At 38.8% G+C, this 18,274-nt stretch carries 15 protein-coding genes and 1 tRNA gene; 15 read left to right on the plus strand and 1 reads right to left on the minus strand.

The features are described from left to right. The 15 genes from ACYQ35_RS00915 to ACYQ35_RS00985 all read left to right on the plus strand — a co-directional run. Positions 1–579: discoidin domain-containing protein (locus ACYQ35_RS00915; protein ID WP_459829248.1), on the plus strand; the 579-nt coding region annotated here is incomplete at its 5' end. A gap of 122 nt (positions 580–701) precedes the next feature. Further along, positions 702–3,926, plus strand: coding sequence for a carbamoyl-phosphate synthase large subunit (gene carB, locus ACYQ35_RS00920; RefSeq protein ID WP_459829251.1), 3,225 nt, complete (start codon positions 702–704; stop codon positions 3,924–3,926). Positions 3,927–4,044: 118 nt separating this feature from the next. Beyond that, positions 4,045–4,127, plus strand: a tRNA-Leu gene (locus ACYQ35_RS00925). Positions 4,128–4,199: 72 nt separating this feature from the next. Then, positions 4,200–5,597 (plus strand): aminotransferase class I/II-fold pyridoxal phosphate-dependent enzyme, encoded by a 1,398-nt coding sequence (locus ACYQ35_RS00930; protein ID WP_459829254.1) that lies wholly within the window; start codon positions 4,200–4,202, stop codon positions 5,595–5,597. Beyond that, positions 5,590–6,174 carry a nucleoside/nucleotide kinase family protein gene (locus ACYQ35_RS00935; protein ID WP_009462513.1) on the plus strand — a complete coding sequence of 195 codons (585 nt, stop codon included), beginning with the start codon at positions 5,590–5,592 and terminating at the stop codon, positions 6,172–6,174. The genes ACYQ35_RS00930 and ACYQ35_RS00935 overlap by 8 nt, the downstream gene beginning before the upstream one ends. 42 nt (positions 6,175–6,216) lie before the next feature. Beyond that, positions 6,217–7,206 carry a DNA polymerase III subunit delta' gene (gene holB, locus ACYQ35_RS00940; RefSeq protein ID WP_009462512.1) on the plus strand — a complete coding sequence of 330 codons (990 nt, stop codon included), beginning with the start codon at positions 6,217–6,219 and terminating at the stop codon, positions 7,204–7,206. 2 nt (positions 7,207–7,208) lie between these two features. After that, positions 7,209–8,120, plus strand: coding sequence for a PSP1 domain-containing protein (locus ACYQ35_RS00945; protein WP_009462511.1), 912 nt, complete (start codon positions 7,209–7,211; stop codon positions 8,118–8,120). Then, positions 8,110–8,850 (plus strand): tRNA1(Val) (adenine(37)-N6)-methyltransferase, encoded by a 741-nt coding sequence (locus tag ACYQ35_RS00950; RefSeq protein ID WP_009462510.1) that lies wholly within the window; start codon positions 8,110–8,112, stop codon positions 8,848–8,850. Before ACYQ35_RS00945 ends, ACYQ35_RS00950 begins: the two co-directional genes overlap by 11 nt. Before the next feature lie 11 nt (positions 8,851–8,861). Then, entirely contained in the window at positions 8,862–9,701 is an 840-nt protein-coding gene (rsmI, locus tag ACYQ35_RS00955) for a 16S rRNA (cytidine(1402)-2'-O)-methyltransferase (protein ID WP_009462509.1), read from the plus strand. Between the two features lie 60 nt (positions 9,702–9,761). Further along, positions 9,762–10,136, plus strand: coding sequence for a DUF5684 domain-containing protein (locus ACYQ35_RS00960; RefSeq protein WP_009462508.1), 375 nt, complete (start codon positions 9,762–9,764; stop codon positions 10,134–10,136). A gap of 117 nt (positions 10,137–10,253) precedes the next feature. After that, on the plus strand, positions 10,254–11,366 hold the full coding sequence (locus tag ACYQ35_RS00965; RefSeq protein ID WP_009462507.1) for an ABC transporter ATP-binding protein: 1,113 nt from the start codon (positions 10,254–10,256) through the stop codon (positions 11,364–11,366). Positions 11,367–11,591: 225 nt separating this feature from the next. Then, positions 11,592–14,192: a cation-translocating P-type ATPase gene (locus ACYQ35_RS00970; RefSeq protein ID WP_459829262.1), complete on the plus strand. Its 2,601-nt coding sequence runs from the start codon at positions 11,592–11,594 to the stop codon at positions 14,190–14,192. Positions 14,193–14,209: 17 nt separating this feature from the next. Beyond that, entirely contained in the window at positions 14,210–15,361 is a 1,152-nt protein-coding gene (locus ACYQ35_RS00975) for an AI-2E family transporter (RefSeq protein WP_009462505.1), read from the plus strand. 98 nt (positions 15,362–15,459) lie between these two features. Further along, the gene (locus ACYQ35_RS00980) at positions 15,460–16,050 is read left to right on the plus strand and encodes a nucleoside recognition protein (RefSeq protein ID WP_009462504.1); all 591 of its coding nucleotides are present in this window, start codon (positions 15,460–15,462) and stop codon (positions 16,048–16,050) included. Between the two features lie 79 nt (positions 16,051–16,129). Beyond that, a complete protein-coding gene (locus ACYQ35_RS00985) occupies positions 16,130–17,467 on the plus strand; it encodes an MATE family efflux transporter (RefSeq protein ID WP_459829265.1) in 1,338 nt (445 codons plus the stop codon). A gap of 236 nt (positions 17,468–17,703) precedes the next feature. Here the strand turns inward: ACYQ35_RS00985 and ACYQ35_RS00990 are convergent, their stop codons facing one another. Beyond that, positions 17,704–18,141 (minus strand): GNAT family N-acetyltransferase, encoded by a 438-nt coding sequence (locus ACYQ35_RS00990; RefSeq protein WP_459829268.1) that lies wholly within the window; start codon positions 18,139–18,141, stop codon positions 17,704–17,706. Between the last annotated feature and the right edge of the window lie 133 nt (positions 18,142–18,274).

Consider the following 18,274-nt stretch of genomic DNA (forward strand, 5'->3'; position numbering starts at 1 on the left):
ATTCGGTTTACAATTGAGGATCGCTTTACCGGAGAGAAAAAAGTGACTGTAAGAAGAGGTTCACACGGTCAGTATGTTGCAAGTAAAACAGCGGAATATCAGTTTAAAAATGCAGATGATAAAAATGAAGAAAAATATTTACAACTTCAGTATGTATCTATGCATGAATTTTCAAGTCAGCAGAATGAAGGAAATCAGGCGGCAAAAAATCTGATTGACGGACAGAGAAATACAAATTGGCATTCTAAATGGGACGTCCAAGATAAAAAAGAGTATTCGGTGAAGTTTGATAAAGCGCGCAGAATATCAAAACTTGAATATGTTCCAAGTGTGGGTGGAAGTAATGGACGCTGGGAAGAAGTTGAAATTTACGGAAGCAACGATGGAAAAACATGGACAAAGATTGGTAAGTCCGGACAATTGGCGAATGATGTAAACGCTAAAGAAATTAAAGTGGATTCTTCTAAGGCATGGCAGTATATAAAAGTAAAAGGATTACATTCATATTCGCATGATGGAAATAAGGATAAATATTTTTCCGGAAGTATGCTTAACTTCTTTGAAGACACGACAAAATAGATAGATTTTCTACATAATTTATAAAAAATAAAAAAAGATGGAAAATAGCATTGCTATTCCATCTTTTTTTTTGTATAATAGTTGGCAATGGAAAAAACAACGAGAAAACAGGAGGAATTACAATGTCACAGAGAAAAGATATTCACAAAGTACTTATTATTGGTTCTGGCCCTATTATTATTGGACAGGCGTGTGAATTTGACTATTCAGGGACACAGGCGTGTAAAGCTCTTAAGAGTTTAGGATACGAAATTGTATTAGTTAATTCTAATCCGGCGACAATTATGACAGACCCGGAAACTGCTGACGTTACTTATATTGAACCTCTCAATGTTGAGAGAATGGAGCAAATTATTGCCAAAGAAAGACCAGATGCACTATTACCAAATTTAGGTGGACAATCCGGTCTTAATTTATGCGCAGAATTAGCACAGGCAGGCGTTTTAGAAAAATATAATGTTGAAGTAATCGGTGTTCAGGTAGATGCAATCGAACGTGGTGAAGACCGTATTGAGTTTAAAAAGACAATGGATAGTCTTGGCATTGAAATGGCAAGAAGTGAAGTGGCATATTCAGTAGATGAAGCGCTCGCAATCGCAGATAAATTAGGTTATCCGGTAGTTCTTCGTCCAGCCTACACAATGGGTGGAGCCGGCGGCGGACTTGTTTATAATAAGGAAGAATTAAAAACAGTTTGTGCAAGAGGTCTCCAGGCCAGTTTGGTAGGTCAGGTACTTGTTGAGGAGTCTATTTTAGGCTGGGAAGAATTAGAACTTGAAGTAGTTCGTGATTCAGAAGGTAATATGATTACGGTATGTTTCATTGAAAATATTGATCCTCTTGGAGTACATACAGGTGATTCGTTCTGTTCAGCACCAATGCTTACAATTTCGGAGGAAGTGCAGAAACGTTTACAGGAAAAATCTCATAAAGTTGTGGATTCAGTTCAGGTAATCGGTGGCTGTAATGTACAGTGGGCACATGATCCAAAGACAGACAGAGATATCATTATCGAAATTAATCCGAGAACGTCTCGTTCATCAGCACTTGCATCAAAAGCGACAGGTTTTCCAATCGCTCTTGTATCGGCAATGTTGGCAACAGGGCTTACTTTGAAAGATATTCCATGTGGAAAATACGGAACACTTGATAAATATGTTCCGGGTGGAGATTATATCGTATTGAAATTTGCTCGCTGGGCATTTGAAAAATTCAAAGGTGTAGAAGATAAATTAGGTACTCAGATGCGCGCCGTAGGTGAGGTAATGAGTATCGGTAAAACATATAAAGAAGCGTTACAGAAAGCAATCAGAAGTTTGGAAACAGGACGTTACGGACTTGGACATGCAAAAGATTTTGATAAAAAATCAAAAGACGAACTTCTTAAAATGTTAGTGACACCTACAAGTGAACGTCATTTCATTATGTATGAAGCATTGAGAAAAGGCGCTACAATAGATGAAATTCATGAAAGAACAAAAGTAAAAGCATATTTCATCGAACAGATGAAAGAATTGGTTGAGGAAGAGGAAGAACTTCTTAAATCAAAAGGAAACTTGCCTTCTGATGAAGCGTTAATCACAGCGAAGAAAGACGGATTCTCTGATAAATACCTGAGCCAGATTTTAGATGTAACAGAGACAGAAATCAGAGAGAAGAGAATTGCACTTGGGGTTGAAGAAGCATGGGAAGGAGTTCACGTAAGCGGAACAAAAGACAATGCATACTATTATTCAACATACAATTCAGAAGACAAAAATCCAATTCGCGAAGAAAAACCAAAAGTAATGATTTTGGGTGGCGGTCCTAACAGAATCGGACAGGGTATTGAATTTGACTACTGTTGTGTACATGCATCTCTCGCATTGAGAAAATTAGGATTTGAAACAATCATCGTAAACTGTAATCCGGAAACAGTTTCAACAGATTACGATACATCAGATAAATTGTATTTTGAACCTCTTACATTGGAAGATGTACTCAGCATTTACAAGAAAGAAAAACCTGTAGGGGTTATTGCACAGTTTGGCGGACAGACACCACTTAACCTTGCAGCAGACTTAGAGAAAAACGGAGTAAAAATTCTTGGAACAGCACCGTCTGTAATTGATCTTGCAGAAGATAGAGATTTATTCCGTGCCATGATGGAAAAACTTGAAATCCCTATGCCGGAATCAGGAATGGCAGTAAATGTTGAAGAAGCAGTAGAAATTGCAGAAAGAATAGGTTATCCTGTTATGGTTAGACCTTCTTACGTTCTTGGCGGACGTGGAATGGAAGTTGTTTACGACTCAGAAAGCATGGCAGGCTACATGAAAGCAGCAGTAGGGGTTACACCGGACAGACCAATCCTGATTGACCGTTTCTTAAACCACGCTTTAGAGTGCGAAGCAGATGCAATCAGCGACGGAACACACGCATTTGTTCCTGCAGTAATGGAACACATTGAGTTGGCAGGTGTACATTCAGGTGACTCTGCTTGTATTATTCCTTCAAAACATATTTCAGAAGAGAATATTAAAACAATTAAAGAATATACAAGAAAAATTGCAGAGGAAATGCATGTTAAAGGTCTTATGAATATGCAGTACGCAATTGAAAACGGTAAAGTATATGTGTTGGAAGCAAACCCAAGAGCATCAAGAACAGTGCCGTTAGTTTCTAAAGTATGTAACATTAAAATGGTACCTCTTGCAACAGAAATCGTTACTTCTGAACTGACAGGAAAACCATCACCTGTTCCACAGTTAAAAGAACAGTACATTCCACACTATGGAGTAAAAGAAGCGGTATTCCCATTCAATATGTTCCAGGAAGTAGACCCTGTTTTAGGACCTGAAATGCGTTCTACAGGTGAAGTGTTAGGTTTATCTTCATTCTACGGTGAAGCATTCTACAAAGCACAGGAAGCAACACAGAAGAAGATTCCGTTAGAGGGAACTGTATTGATGTCTATTAATGATAAAGATAAACCGGAAGTAGTAGAAGTTGCTAAAGAATTCATTGAATGTGGATTTAAAATTTTAGCATCTAAAAATACATGTAAATTAATTCAGGACGCCGGAATGGAAGCGGAGAGAGTATATAAACTCAATGAAGGAAGACCGGATATGTTAGATTTAATTACAAACGGTAAAGTTGATTTGATTATCAATACTCCGATTGGACAGGACAGACAGGAAGATGACAGTTATCTTCGCAAAGCAGCAATTAAAGCAAAAGTTCCATATATGACAACAATGGCAGCAGCAAAAGCAACGGTAAGCGGTATAAAATCAATGAGAAAACCGGGCTGCGGCGAAGTGAAATCACTTCAGGAATTGCATGCACAGATTAGAGATTTATAAGAATCGGTAATTGGGGAGGATATGACTTCTGCAAGGGGCATATCCTCTCTATTTATAAAAAATTCCCCAATTACCATTTGACTAAATGTCAAAAAAGCAGTATAATAAAAAGTGACTTGCGGAAGTGTCGGAATGGCAGACGAGCTAGATTCAGGTTCTAGTGTGGGTTACTACGTGTGGGTTCAAGTCCCATCTTCCGCATAGAGAAGAGCAGAAATACCTTAGTGAAAGGCATTCTGCTTTTTTTTATACATGGGAGAAGGAGAAATCATAATGCTTTATGATAGATTAAAGGCATATCGGGAATCTGATTATTACGGATTTCATATGCCGGGACATAAAAGAAATGAGAATAAATTTCCTATCGGACTTCCGTATGGAATAGATATTACAGAGATAGAAGGTTTTGATGATTTACATCATGCGGCAGGAATATTAAAATCGGCAGAGGAGAGGGCGTCGACGCTTTATAAGGCGGAGGAAAGTCATTTTCTTGTGAATGGAAGTACGGTGGGGATTTTAAGCGCCATACTAGGTGTGACTGAGCGGGGAGACAAAATCCTCGTGGCAAGAAACTGCCATAAATCTGTATACCATGCTATATATATGAATGAATTAGAACCGATATATATTTACCCGAAATATGAGAAAGACTTACAGATAAACGGAGAAATCAGTTGTAAAGAAATAGAACAAATTTTAGATAAGGAAAAAGATATTAAGGCTGTTGTAATTGTTTCTCCCACATATGACGGAGTTGTTTCCGATGTGGAAAATATAGCAAAAACAGTACATAAGCATGATATTCCGTTAATTGTAGATGAGGCACACGGAGCACACTTTGGTTTTCATAAGAAGTTTCCGAAAAACGCTAACGAAAAAGGAGCAGACATTGTTATTCACAGTGTACACAAAACATTGCCGGCGATGACACAGACTGCATTGATTCATCTAAATGGAAATAGAGTCAACAGGGAAAGTATTGGAAATTACCTTCATATGCTGCAGTCAAGCAGCCCTTCATATGTACTTATGGCGAGCATTGATTACTGTATGGACATTTTGGAGAAAAGCGGAGAGTCACTTTTTGATGAGTATGTGGAGGAGATAGAGCAGTTACGACAGGAACTGGAAGAGTTAAAACATTTACATATAATTAGAACGGAAAATTTTGATATTTCTAAGTTTATTATTTCTGTAAAAGATACAAATATGACGAGCGGTGAACTGAGCAGAATTCTTTTGGAAAAATATCATTTGCAGATGGAGATGACTGCGGGGACATATGTTTTGGCTATGACAACCGTGGGAGATACAAAGGAAGGACTGCAACGGCTGAAAAAGGCGCTGTTTGAAATAGACGAGGAGTTAAAATCGGAGAAAAAAGTCGGAGAAGATTTGGAACTTCCTCATTTGCCTCTTATTTATAAGAGTGCAGAAGTATTAAAAAAGGCGCAAAAAAGCAATCTTTCTTATGTAAAATGGGAAGAGGCGGAAGGAAAAGTTGCGGGGGAATATGCCTATGTATACCCTCCGGGAATACCGTTTCTTGTTCCGGGAGAGAAGATTACAAAAGAGGCAGTAAGATGTCTGAAAAGATACGAGGAACTGCAGTTTACAATAGAGGGAATTGCAGTGGAAAAACATATTGGAGTGTGGAAAAATGGGTAAAATATTTTATGTTATGGGGAAAAGTTCTTCGGGAAAAGATACGATTTTTAAAAAGATACAGGAGCGCTTACCGGAATTGAAAACAATTGTTTTATATACAACAAGACCGATTCGTGAGGGAGAGAAGGACGGCGTAGAATATTATTTTGTTGGGGATAAAGAACTGGAAATGTTTCAGAGGGAAGGAAAAATTATCGAATTGCGCTCATACAATACGGTACACGGAAAATGGAATTATTTTACGGTGGCGGACAATCAGATTCAACTGGAAGAAAGCAGTTATCTTGTTATCGGTACATTGGTATCTTATGAAAAGATGAAAGAATATTTTGGCGGAGAAAATCTTGTGCCGGTTTACATAGAAGTGGAGGACGGAGAACGTCTGGCAAGGGCGGTAGAGAGGGAGAGAAAACAGGAATCTCCTAAGTATGCGGAACTTTGCAGAAGATTTTTAGCGGATACGGAAGACTTTTCTGAGGAAAACCTGAAAAAACAGGGGATAAAGAGAAGATTTTACAATGAAAACGTGGAAAAATGTGTAGATGAAATTGTGCTATGTATTAAGGAAAAACTATGATATACTAAAAGTATATAGTTTTAGGAAAGGAATGGTGATAACATGAAAGGATTCAAAGATGTAATCGGACACAACGACATTATTCAATATATACAGAATGCAGTATCTCAGGATAAAGTGTCACACGCATATATTTTGAATGGAGAAAGAGGTTCAGGAAAAAAGATGCTGGCGGATTTATTTGCCATGACACTACAGTGTGAAGAACATACACCGAATCCATGTGGTGAGTGCCATTCCTGCAAACAGGCTAAGAGTGGAAATCACCCGGACATTATCCATGTAACACATGAGAAACCGAACACAATCAGCGTTGATGATATTCGTACACAGGTTAATAATGATATTGTCATTAAGCCGTACAGCAGTCCGTACAAAATCTACATTATTCCGGAAGCGGATTTACTGTCGGTACAGGCACAGAATGCACTGTTAAAGACGATAGAGGAACCGCCTGCATATGCAGTTATCTTCCTGTTGACAGAGAATGCGGAAAGTTTGCTTCCGACAATCATGTCCAGATGTGTTATGCTTAAATTGAGAAACATTAAGACGACGCTGATTAAAAAGTATCTTATGGAACAGATGCAGATTCCTGATTATCAGGCAGATATTTGCGCGGAGTTTGCGCAGGGAAATATGGGACGTGCCATTATGCTTGCATCTTCTGAGCATTTCAATGAGATTAAGGAAGAAGCTCTGCAGTTATTAAAACACATTAATGAGATGGAGATTTCCGAGATTGTAAGCGCCATTAAGAAGATAGGAACTTACAAGTTAAGCATTAACGATTATTTAGATATTATTATGATTTGGTACAGAGATGTGCTTATTTATAAGGCGACAAAAGATGTGAATGGCATCGTATTTGCCGACCAGTTAAGATATATAAAAGACAGGGCGAATAAGAGTTCTTATGAAGGAATTGAAACGATTTTAGAAAGTCTTGAAAAGGCGAAAGCACGATTAAAAGCAAATGTTAATTTCGATTTGGTTATGGAACTGTTATTGCTGACAATAAAGGAGAACTAGGAATGACGAAAGTAATTGGTGTGAGATTTCGCACGGCAGGTAAAATATACTTTTTTTCACCGGCAAAACTGAATATTAAAAAAGGTGATAAAGTAATTGTGGAGACGGCAAGAGGCGTTGAATTTGGAAGCGTAGTCATGAATCCGAAAGATGTGGAAGATGATGAGATTACACAGCCGTTAAAATCGGTAATCAGAGTTGCCACGGAGGAAGATAAGAGGATAGAGGAGAGAAATAAGGAAAAGGAAAAAGAAGCCTTTGAAATCTGTCTGGAGAAAATCCGTAAACACGGTTTGGAAATGAAACTGATTGATGCGGAATATACATTTGATAATAATAAAGTGCTGTTTTATTTTACTGCAGACGGAAGAATTGACTTCAGGGAACTGGTAAAAGATTTGGCAGCAGTTTTCCGCACAAGAATTGAACTGCGCCAGATTGGGGTTCGTGATGAGACGAAAATCCGCGGTGGAATCGGCGTTTGCGGAAGACCGCTTTGCTGTCATACTTATTTATCAGAGTTTGCTCCGGTATCTATTAAGATGGCTAAAGAACAGAACTTGTCCTTGAATCCGACAAAGATTTCCGGTGTATGTGGAAGATTAATGTGTTGCCTTACAAATGAAGAGGAGACATATGAATATTTAAACAGCCGTCTGCCGGCGATTGGAGATACGGTTACGACAGTGGACGGGCTTCGGGGGGAAGTACAGAATTTGAGTGTGCTTCGCCAGTTAGTAAAAGTAATTGTTACTTTAGACAATGATGAGAAAGAAATTCGTGAATATAAGGTGAGCGAGTTAAAATTTAAACCAAGACGGAAGAAAGCGGACGTAAAACTTTCAAAAGAAGAAATGCGGGAACTTGCTGCATTGGAAAAGGGAGAGGGAGAGTCGAAGTTAGATGGAGAATAATTTGAAGCCGGAAGAAAGACTAGATGATTTGCAGGTCAAAGGGTATCATATTATTCAAAACCCAAGTAAATTTTGTTTTGGAATGGACGCTGTTCTGTTATCTAATTTTGCCAGAGTAAAAAAAGGGGAAAAAGTGCTTGACATAGGAACAGGTACGGGAATTATCCCAATTTTACTTGAGGCGAAAACGGAAGGAGAACATTTTACGGGACTTGAAATTCAGGAAGAAAGCGCTGACATGGCGAGACGGAGTGTTGCGTACAATCATTTGGAGGACAAAATTGACATTGTGACGGGAGATGTGAAAGAGGCAGTAAACCTGTTTGGTTCTGTCTTTTTTGACGTAGTTACAACGAATCCGCCGTATATGATTGGGGCTCACGGTTTGCAGAACAAAGACAGTGCGAAAGCGATAGCGAGACACGAAGTTTTGTGTGATTTGGACGATATTTTGCGTGAAAGTGCAAAAGTACTTCGCCCCGGAGGAAGATTTTACATGGTACACCGTCCTTTCAGACTTGCAGAAATTTTATCAAAAATGTGTGCTTATAAGATAGAACCAAAACGTATGCGTTTAGTACACCCTTATATTGACAAAGAACCGAATATGGTTTTGATAGAGGGAAGCAGAGGCGGTAATTCGAGAATGACGGTAGAGCCACCTTTGATTGTGTACCGGGAGAAAAATGTGTACTCAGAAGAGTTACTGGGAGAATATGGGTTAAAGTAAAGGAGTAGGACATGGCAGGAAAACTATATCTGTGTGCAACGCCGATTGGAAATTTGGAAGATATGACATACAGGGTTGTACGGACATTGCAGGAAGCCGATTTAATTGCTGCTGAAGATACAAGAAACAGTATTAAACTGTTGAATCATTTTGAAATCAAAACGCCGATGACGAGTTATCACGAGTATAACAAGATTGAAAAAGGAAAAAAACTGGTGGAGAAACTTCAGTCGGGAATGAATATTGCGTTAATCACAGATGCAGGAACGCCCGGCATATCCGATCCGGGGGAGGAACTGGTGAAAATGTGTTATGAATCCGGAATTGAAGTAACGTCTCTTCCGGGGGCAGCAGCATGTATCACCGCCCTTACGCTGTCGGGATTATCTACGAGAAGATTTGCGTTTGAAGCGTTTCTTCCTACTGACAAAAAAGAAAAACAGGAAATCTTAAAGGAACTGACAAATGAGACGAGGACGATGATTTTATATGAGGCTCCTCACCGTCTTATAAAAACATTAAAAGAATTGCGGGATACGGTAGGCAATCGAAAAATTACGATTTGTCGTGAATTGACAAAGAAACATGAAACTGCATTTGCCACTACGCTGGAGGAAGCGATTTCTTATTATGAAAGCAATGAGCCCAAAGGGGAATGTGTTCTCGTTTTGGAGGGAAAGAGCCGTACAGAGATACGGGAGGAAGAAATTTCACGCTGGGAAGAGATGAGTGTGGAAGAACATATGGAATATTATCTGTCACAGGGTATAGAAAAGAAAGAAGCAATGAAGCGGGTAGCGAAAGACAGAGGTGTAGGAAAGAGGGAAATTTATCAGGCTTTATTACGGTAGACTGTCAGATAAAAATGTGATATTGTACCATATATAAATCATTCGGAAGGAGAAAACGATATGTTATTGGAAGCATTGGGAATAGTTACAACGGGAGTCGGCTTAGTAATATCTTTAGGGGTACTTGTTTTAACGATAGTTGCCTCTTGGAAGTTGTTTGAAAAGGCGGGACTTCAGGGGTGGAAAGCAATCATTCCTATCTATAGTACATACTGCCTTTACCAGATGGCGTTTGGAAAGGGAAAAGGCTGGTATATCATCTGTCTTCTTGTTCCATGTGTAAATGTGATTTTGTCTATTGTATACTGTGTAAATTTGGCAAAGTCATTTAACAAAGGGACAGGATATGCACTTGGTTTAATCTTTTTAAATACAATCTTTATGATGATATTGGCATTTGGTGATGCACAGTATGTGGGAGAGAGGTTGAGGTAATTCGTCAATTTGTATATTTTCTCAAAAAAAAATTGTTCAACTTGGAAGTAGACCAAGTTGAGCTTTTTTTATATACTTTAGAGAGAAAATGATTAGTTATTTAGGAGGAAGGATACAATGGCAAGTTTATCACTCAAGAACATTAATAAAGTATATCCTAACGGATTTGTAGCAGTAAAAGATTTCAATCTTGAAATTGAAGATAAAGAATTTATTATTTTCGTAGGACCTTCAGGTTGTGGAAAATCTACAACACTTCGTATGATTGCAGGTCTTGAAGATATTTCTTCAGGTGAATTAAGAATCGGAGATAAATTAGTAAACGATGTAGAACCAAAAGACAGAGATATTGCGATGGTATTCCAGAACTATGCGTTATATCCGCATATGACAGTATATGATAACATGGCATTTGGTTTGAAATTAAGAAAAGTGCCAAAAGAAGAAATTGACAAAATGGTTCGCGAAGCAGCCAAAATTCTTGATTTGGAAGCGTTATTAGAGCGTAAACCAAAAGCATTATCAGGTGGACAGAGACAGCGTGTTGCCATGGGACGTGCCATCGTTCGTAATCCAAAAGTATTCCTTATGGACGAACCTTTATCAAACCTTGATGCAAAACTTAGAGGACAGATGCGTATCGAGATTTCTAAATTACATCAGAGATTAGGTACAACAATTATTTACGTTACTCATGACCAGACAGAAGCGATGACATTGGGAACAAGAATCGTTGTTATGAATGCAGGTGTTGTACAGCAGGTAGATACACCACAGGTATTATACGATACACCTTGTAACTTATTCGTTGCAGGATTTATCGGTTCACCACAGATGAACTTTGTAGATGCAGTATGTAAAGTAAATGGAAATAAAGTTGCCCTTCAGGCAGGTCCTGCTTCCATTGAATTACCACCGGCAAAAGCGAAAAAACTTATTGAAGGCGGATATGACGGAAAAACAGTTGTACTTGGTATCCGTCCTGAAGATATTCACGATGAGCAGATGTTTATCGAATCTTCACCAAACACAGTAATTGAAGCAACAATCCGTGTATACGAGATGTTAGGTGCAGAAGTTTACTTACATTTCGATTATGAAAATGCTTCCATGACAGCGAGAGTAAATCCTAGAACAACGGCAAGAACAGGCGATACAGTTAAATTTGCTCTTGATGCAGAGAAAATTCATGTATTTGATAAAGAGACAGAGAGAACAATTACAAACTAAAGTTTAGGGTTGACAGAAATCGGAAAAAAGTTTATATTAGACTCTAGTAAAAGGGAGTAACTAACGTTTTAAACGTGTACGATGTCGTCAGTACGATGAGTAATCATCCGTATCGTAATGAAATAGTGAGACTTTTATTGCATTATTAACGTGCAATGAAGGTCTCTTTTTTTATTGTAAAAAAAGGGTATACTAAACATAGCACGGGAAATTGGAGGAAAGCATATGGAAAAATATTATCAGTTATCACCAGAAGAGGTGAGAATGAAGGTAAATGGCAAACTTGAGCCATTGACCGATGAGGAAGTATTGAAACATCAGGAGCAATACGGGAAAAATGAATTGGTAGAAGGAAAGAAGAAAAGTACTTTTCAGATTTTCTTAGAGCAGTTTAAAGATTTTCTTGTTATTATTCTGATTGTGGCGGCTATTGTGTCCGGATTTTTGGGAGATGTGGAAAGTACCGCAGTTATCTTAATTGTTATCACAATGAATGCAATTTTGGGAACGGTTCAGACGGTAAAGGCGGAGCAGTCTTTAAATAGTTTGAAAAAATTATCCGGTCCTACGGCAAAAGTATTAAGAAATGGAACAGTTATACAAATCCCTTCTTCTGAACTGACAATCGGTGATGAAGTTATGTTGGAGGCGGGAGATTATGTTCCGGCAGACGGACGTATTTTACAGAATGCCAGTTTGAAAATTGACGAGAGCGCATTGACAGGCGAAAGTCTTGGAGTAGAAAAATCTGAAGAGATTATATCAAAGGAAGTGCCTTTGGGAGATCAGACAAATATGGTATTCTCAGGAAGTTTCGTCACATACGGAAGAGGTTCGTTTATCGTAACTTCTATCGGAATGGAAACGGAAGTCGGAAAAATTGCAACTTTGTTGAAGACAACATCGGAGAAAAAGACACCGTTACAGATGAACTTAGATCAGTTCGGACAGAAATTATCCATTATTATTTTAATTTTCTGCGCTATTTTATTCGGAATCAGCGTGTTCAGAGGAGATTCAGTGGGAGATGCCTTCTTATTTGCGGTTGCGCTTGCGGTTGCGGCAATTCCTGAGGCACTTAGTTCAATCGTTACAATCGTTCTTTCCTTTGGAACACAGAAGATGGCAAAAGAACACGCCATTATCCGTAAACTGCAGGCAGTGGAAGGACTTGGAAGTGTGTCAATCATCTGTTCGGATAAAACAGGAACATTGACACAGAACAAGATGACGGTAGAAGATTACTATGTAAACGGACAGCGCATTTTTGCAAAAGATATTGACAGACAGGCGCAGGGGCAGAAACAGTTATTAAGATACAGTATTTTATGTAATGACTCCACAAATGTGGACGGAGTGGAAATTGGCGATCCGACAGAGACAGCGTTAATTAATTTGGGAAGTAAACTGGGCGCCGAGGCGGGATATGTGAGAGAAAAATTCCCGCGTATGAGTGAAATTCCATTTGACAGTGACAGAAAATTAATGTCCACCGCACATGTTTTAGAGAACGGTCCGGTTATGATTACAAAAGGTGCGGTTGATGTTCTGCTAACAAGAATGAACCGTATTTGGAAAAACGGAGAAGTGCATGAACTTACAGACGAAGAGAAAAATGCTATTGAAAAGCAGAATCAGGAATTTTCAAGAGGCGGACTTCGCGTACTTGCATTTGCCTATAAGGATATAGAAGAGGGACATCAGTTGACACTGGAAGATGAACAGGATTTAATCTTTGTGGGACTAATCTCCATGATGGATCCGCCGAGAGAAGAATCTGCACAGGCGGTTGCAGAATGTATCCGTGCGGGAATTAAACCGATTATGATTACCGGGGATCACAAGATTACAGCGGCAGCAATTGCAAAAAGAATCGGTATTTTAAAAGAGGAGTCAGAAGCCTGTGAAGGTTCTGAGATAGATAATCTTTCAGATGAAGAGTTGAAAAATTTTGTGGAAGGCATTTCCGTATATGCCAGAGTTTCACCGGAACATAAAATCCGAATTGTCCGCGCATGGCAGGAAAAAGGCAATATCGTATCCATGACAGGTGACGGTGTAAATGATGCTCCTGCGTTGAAACAGGCGGATATTGGTGTCGCAATGGGTATTACTGGAAGTGAAGTATCAAAAGATGCGGCATCTATGGTCTTGACTGATGATAATTTTGCAACTATTATAAAAGCAGTAGAAAATGGACGAAATGTGTATAAAAACATTAAAGGTTCTATACAATTTCTCTTATCAGGAAACTTTGGAGGAATTTTAGCGGTTCTTTATGCCGCAATCGCAGGACTTCCGGTACCGTTTGCACCGGTTCATCTGTTATTTATCAACCTGCTGACAGACAGTTTACCTGCAATTGCATTAGGATTGGAGCCACATACGAAAGCGGTTATGGACGAGAAACCACGTCCGATGAACGAGTCTATTTTAACCAAAGATTTCATTACAAAAATAGGAATTGAAGGATTGTCCATTGGTGTAACAACGATGATTGCGTTTATGATTGGGTATAGAAGTGGAAATGCAGTGCTGGCAAGTACGATGGCATTCGGTACGCTTTGTACGGCGAGATTAGTTCATGGATTTAACTGCAAATCGGACAGACCGCTGATTTTTACAAAAAGATTTTTTAACAACATATATTTAATCGGTGCATTTTTATTAGGTATTGTTTTGATTACATCTGTATTGATGATACCTGCACTTGACAGCATCTTTAAAGTACAGACGTTGAGTATTTCTCAATTGATGACAGTATACGGACTGGCGCTTGTAAATCTTCCAATTATTCAATTCCTGAAATTTATTCGCAAAAAATAGATTGGGAAGGTGAATACATGAATTTAGACAAAGAAACCATTCGGAAAATCAGAGGGCTTATCGTATTTACGATTATTGTTCTGATGATCATATGGAACTATAAGGTGTTTTTCGAACTTTTAGGATATGTGTTGAACATTATTCTTCCGTTCTTAATTGGAGCGGCAATCGCATTTGTATTAAATGTTCCGATGCACTTTATCGAAGAGAAAGTTTTCGGGAATAAAACGGCAAAAAGCAGTAAATTTTTGCAGAAAATAGCAAGACCAATCAGTCTTGTGATGACACTTTTGTTTGTATTCGGCATTGTTTGTCTCGTTGTATTTATTGTGGCGCCGGAATTGGCAAACACGATTGCCGGACTTGGAAAAACCATTCAGACATTTATTCCTGAAGTGCAAAAATGGGCAGAAGATATTTTTCACAATAATAAGGAAATTTTAAGTTGGATTCAGAACTTGGAATTTAATTGGGATAAAATGATTGCCGGGGGAATTGACTTCTTCAAGTCCGGCGCGGGAAGTGTTTTGGATTCTACATTTGCGGTTGCTAAATCAATCGTAAGCGGAATGACAACATTTGCCATTGCATTTATCTTTGCCTGCTATATTCTTCTGCAGAAAGAAAAACTGAATGTGCAGGTAAAAAAACTCGGATACGCATTTATTCCAAGAGACTGGGTGGAGATTTTGATTGCCATTTCTTCTATGGCGTACAAAACATTTTCTAACTTTTTGACAGGGCAATGCGTGGAAGCGATTATTTTGGGAAGTATGTTTTTTGTGGCGATGACGATATTTAATATGCCGTATGCGCTCTTAGTAGGTGTTTTGATTGCATTTACAGCGTTGATTCCTATTTTTGGAGCGTTTATCGGCTGTGCCATAGGAGCGATTCTTATTCTCATGGTAAATCCTGTGCAGGCGCTCGGTTTTCTTGTTCTGTTTTTTGTTCTGCAGCAGATTGAAGGAAATCTTATCTATCCGCATGTGGTGGGAAATTCGGTGGGACTTCCGTCCATTTGGGTGCTGGTTGCAGTGAGTGTCGGCGGAAGCCTTATGGGAATTGTGGGAATGTTAGTATTTATTCCAATCAGTTCTGTTGTATACACACTGTTGAAAGGAATTGTGAATCGCCGATTAGAGAGAATGAAAATAAAAGTGGAATAGAAGGGATAGAAGAATTATCAGACCAAAAGGGGAAGATAATTCTTCTATTTTTTTACCTCGCAAGCATAAGATGTTAAAAACAAAAAGTGGGAATACATATGTTGAATTATCTTTGGGGCGGTATGATTATCGTGGGGATTATTTTTGGTGTTTTCAGCGGTAAAATGCCTGACGTTACAAACGGGGCATTGGACTCCGCAAAAGAAGCGGTGGATTTATGTGTGATGATGATAGGGATTATGTCCATGTGGGTTGGCATTATGGAAATCGCAACGAAATCAGGTCTGATAGATACAATTTCCAGAAAAATCCGACCGCTCATTCATCTTTTATTTCCCGGTGTTCCAAAAGGACATTTGGCGGAAAAATATATTACAACAAATATGATTGCCAACTTTCTCGGACTCGGCTGGGCGGCGACGCCTGCGGGAATTATGGCGATGAAACATTTGCAGGAAATTAATCCGAATCGGGACAAAAGAGTGGCAAGCTGCGATATGTGTACATTTCTTATTGTGAATATTTCTTCCCTGCAACTTATACCGATAAATGTCATTGCCTATCGAAGTCAGTACGGGAGTGTAAATCCCGCAGGAATTATCGGAGCAGGCATTGTGGCGACGACAATCAGTACCGTTGCGGGTATTTTGTTTGCTGTTATTATGGCAAAAAAATCTGCTCAGCAGTAGTGAAAAAGGAATTGCAAACCGTCATTTCATAGAGTATAATAACTCCCATATGTAAAAAAAGAAGGAGTGGTGGGAGAAAATGGAAAGGGATATGACGGTCGGCAGTCCGGGGAAAATGATACTGCAGTTTACATTTCCTTTGTTTATCGGAAATGTATTTCAGCAGTTGTATAACATGGCGGACACGATTATTGTAGGAAAATTTGTTGGTGCGAATGCGTTGGCGGCAGTCGGCTCAACAGGAACAATCATGTTTTTAATCATTGGCTTTTTGCAGGGACTTACGGCAGGATTTACCGTTCCGACAGCACAGAAATTTGGAGCGGGCGATTTAAAAGCAATGCGAAAAACAGTCGGTTCAGCGGCCATTTTATCAGCGATTGTCTCTGTAATTATGACGGTAGTCAGTATGCTTGGAATGAAATCTCTACTGCATTTGTTAAATACTCCGAGCGATATTTTTCAGGACGCATATTCATATATTATGGTGATTTGCGCAGGGATTTTTGCACAGGTATTATATAATCTGCTGGCGAGCATTCTGAGAGCTCTCGGAAACAGTAAAATTCCTCTATATTTTCTTATTCTGGCAGCAGGATTAAATGTTGTTTTGGATTTACTTTTTATTATTGTTTTCCATATGGGAGCGGTAGGAGCGGCGTATGCAACCGTTATTTCTCAGGGAGTATCCGGTGCGCTTTGTCTGATTTATATTGTGAAAAAAGTTCCTGTGCTTAAGATGAAAAAAGATGACTGGAAAATGAATGGGCATTTGGTAAAAATCCAGTTTGGTGTAGGGTTTCCGATGGCGCTTCAATATTCCATTACAGCGATCGGTTCGATGATGATGCAGTCTGCATTAAATATTTTAGGCTCTGTCGTAATTGCAGGGTTTACGGCGGGAAGCAAAATAGAGCAGCTGGTAACGCAGGCATATGTGGCGCTTGGAACGACGATGGCGACCTATTCCGCGCAGAATATGGGAGCGGGAAAGATTGACAGAATTCGCAAGGGATTTAAAAATGCGATGATAATCGGGACGATTTATTCTATTGTGACGAGTATATTTGTGATGACTGCAGGAAAATATTTAACTCCGCTGTTCTTATCCGAAAATTTGGGTGAGATTATGGGATATGTAGATATTTATCTGAAATGTGTAGGAATGTTTTTCATTCCACTTGCGATTGTGAATATTTTCAGAAACGGCATACAGGGTATGGGATATGGACTGCTTCCAATGATGGCAGGTGTGGCTGAATTGATTGGGAGAGGCGTTGTTGCAATTATTGCCTCACAGAAACGAAGTTATGTGGGGGTATGTATGGCAAGCCCGGTTGCATGGATTCTCGCCGGAGGACTGCTCCTTGTAATGTATTATTTTATTATGAGGAGAGCAAAATCTTTTGAAAAATAGTTATCTGATATAATGTAGATGGGGAGTGTCATATTTTCATGATACTCCCCATCTGTATTATGTGATTTGAGAAAATTCTGCATTTAGAGTGGCAGCAACTTTTGAAAATTTCCTTAATATTACGAGAATGTTTTGACTTCCTCTGTATAGAAATGAGCAGATCTTCTTTTAAATAACTCTTTGAGTGTACTATTCATATAAATGTTTCTCTAATTCAATTTATTTCTAAAGGCCGCTTATAGATACAGTTTCATTACGATTTCATTTTCTTCCATTTCGCCTGTTTCCTGAAATCCCAATTTTTCATAAAGATGTTTTGCCGGGAAATTACCTTTGACATAGTTGATTTGTATGGTAGAGAACAGATTTTCATTTGCCAGAAGGCGAATTGCAGAGGATAGTGCTTCTGTTCCATATCCTTTGCCCTGAAAATCCTTTCCAATCATGAAACGCCAAATTTCTGCTTTCTTCTCGCTGGGCTTGTAGTCGAACATGATAAATCCGATAATATCATTATCATTTCGTATTGCATACGGTCTGGCCCTGTCATAATAGATCCAAGCCTGTGCAAGAGATTTCATATTGGAAGATACAAAACATTTCTGATTGTCCGCCAGTTCCAAAGCGAACACATGTTGATAATTCTGCTCGTTCACGCGCTCTAAACTTATCATATAGAATACCACTCCTTTATCTGTATATCATCACCATTATAGCATTTTTTCTTGTGATACACAAATTGTCAGATAATGGTGATAGAGGTCAATTTGAAAAAGTAACCGTTCTTTGTGCTATCTCAATTGTGGT

It is taken from the genome of Faecalimonas hominis (genome assembly GCF_054660755.1).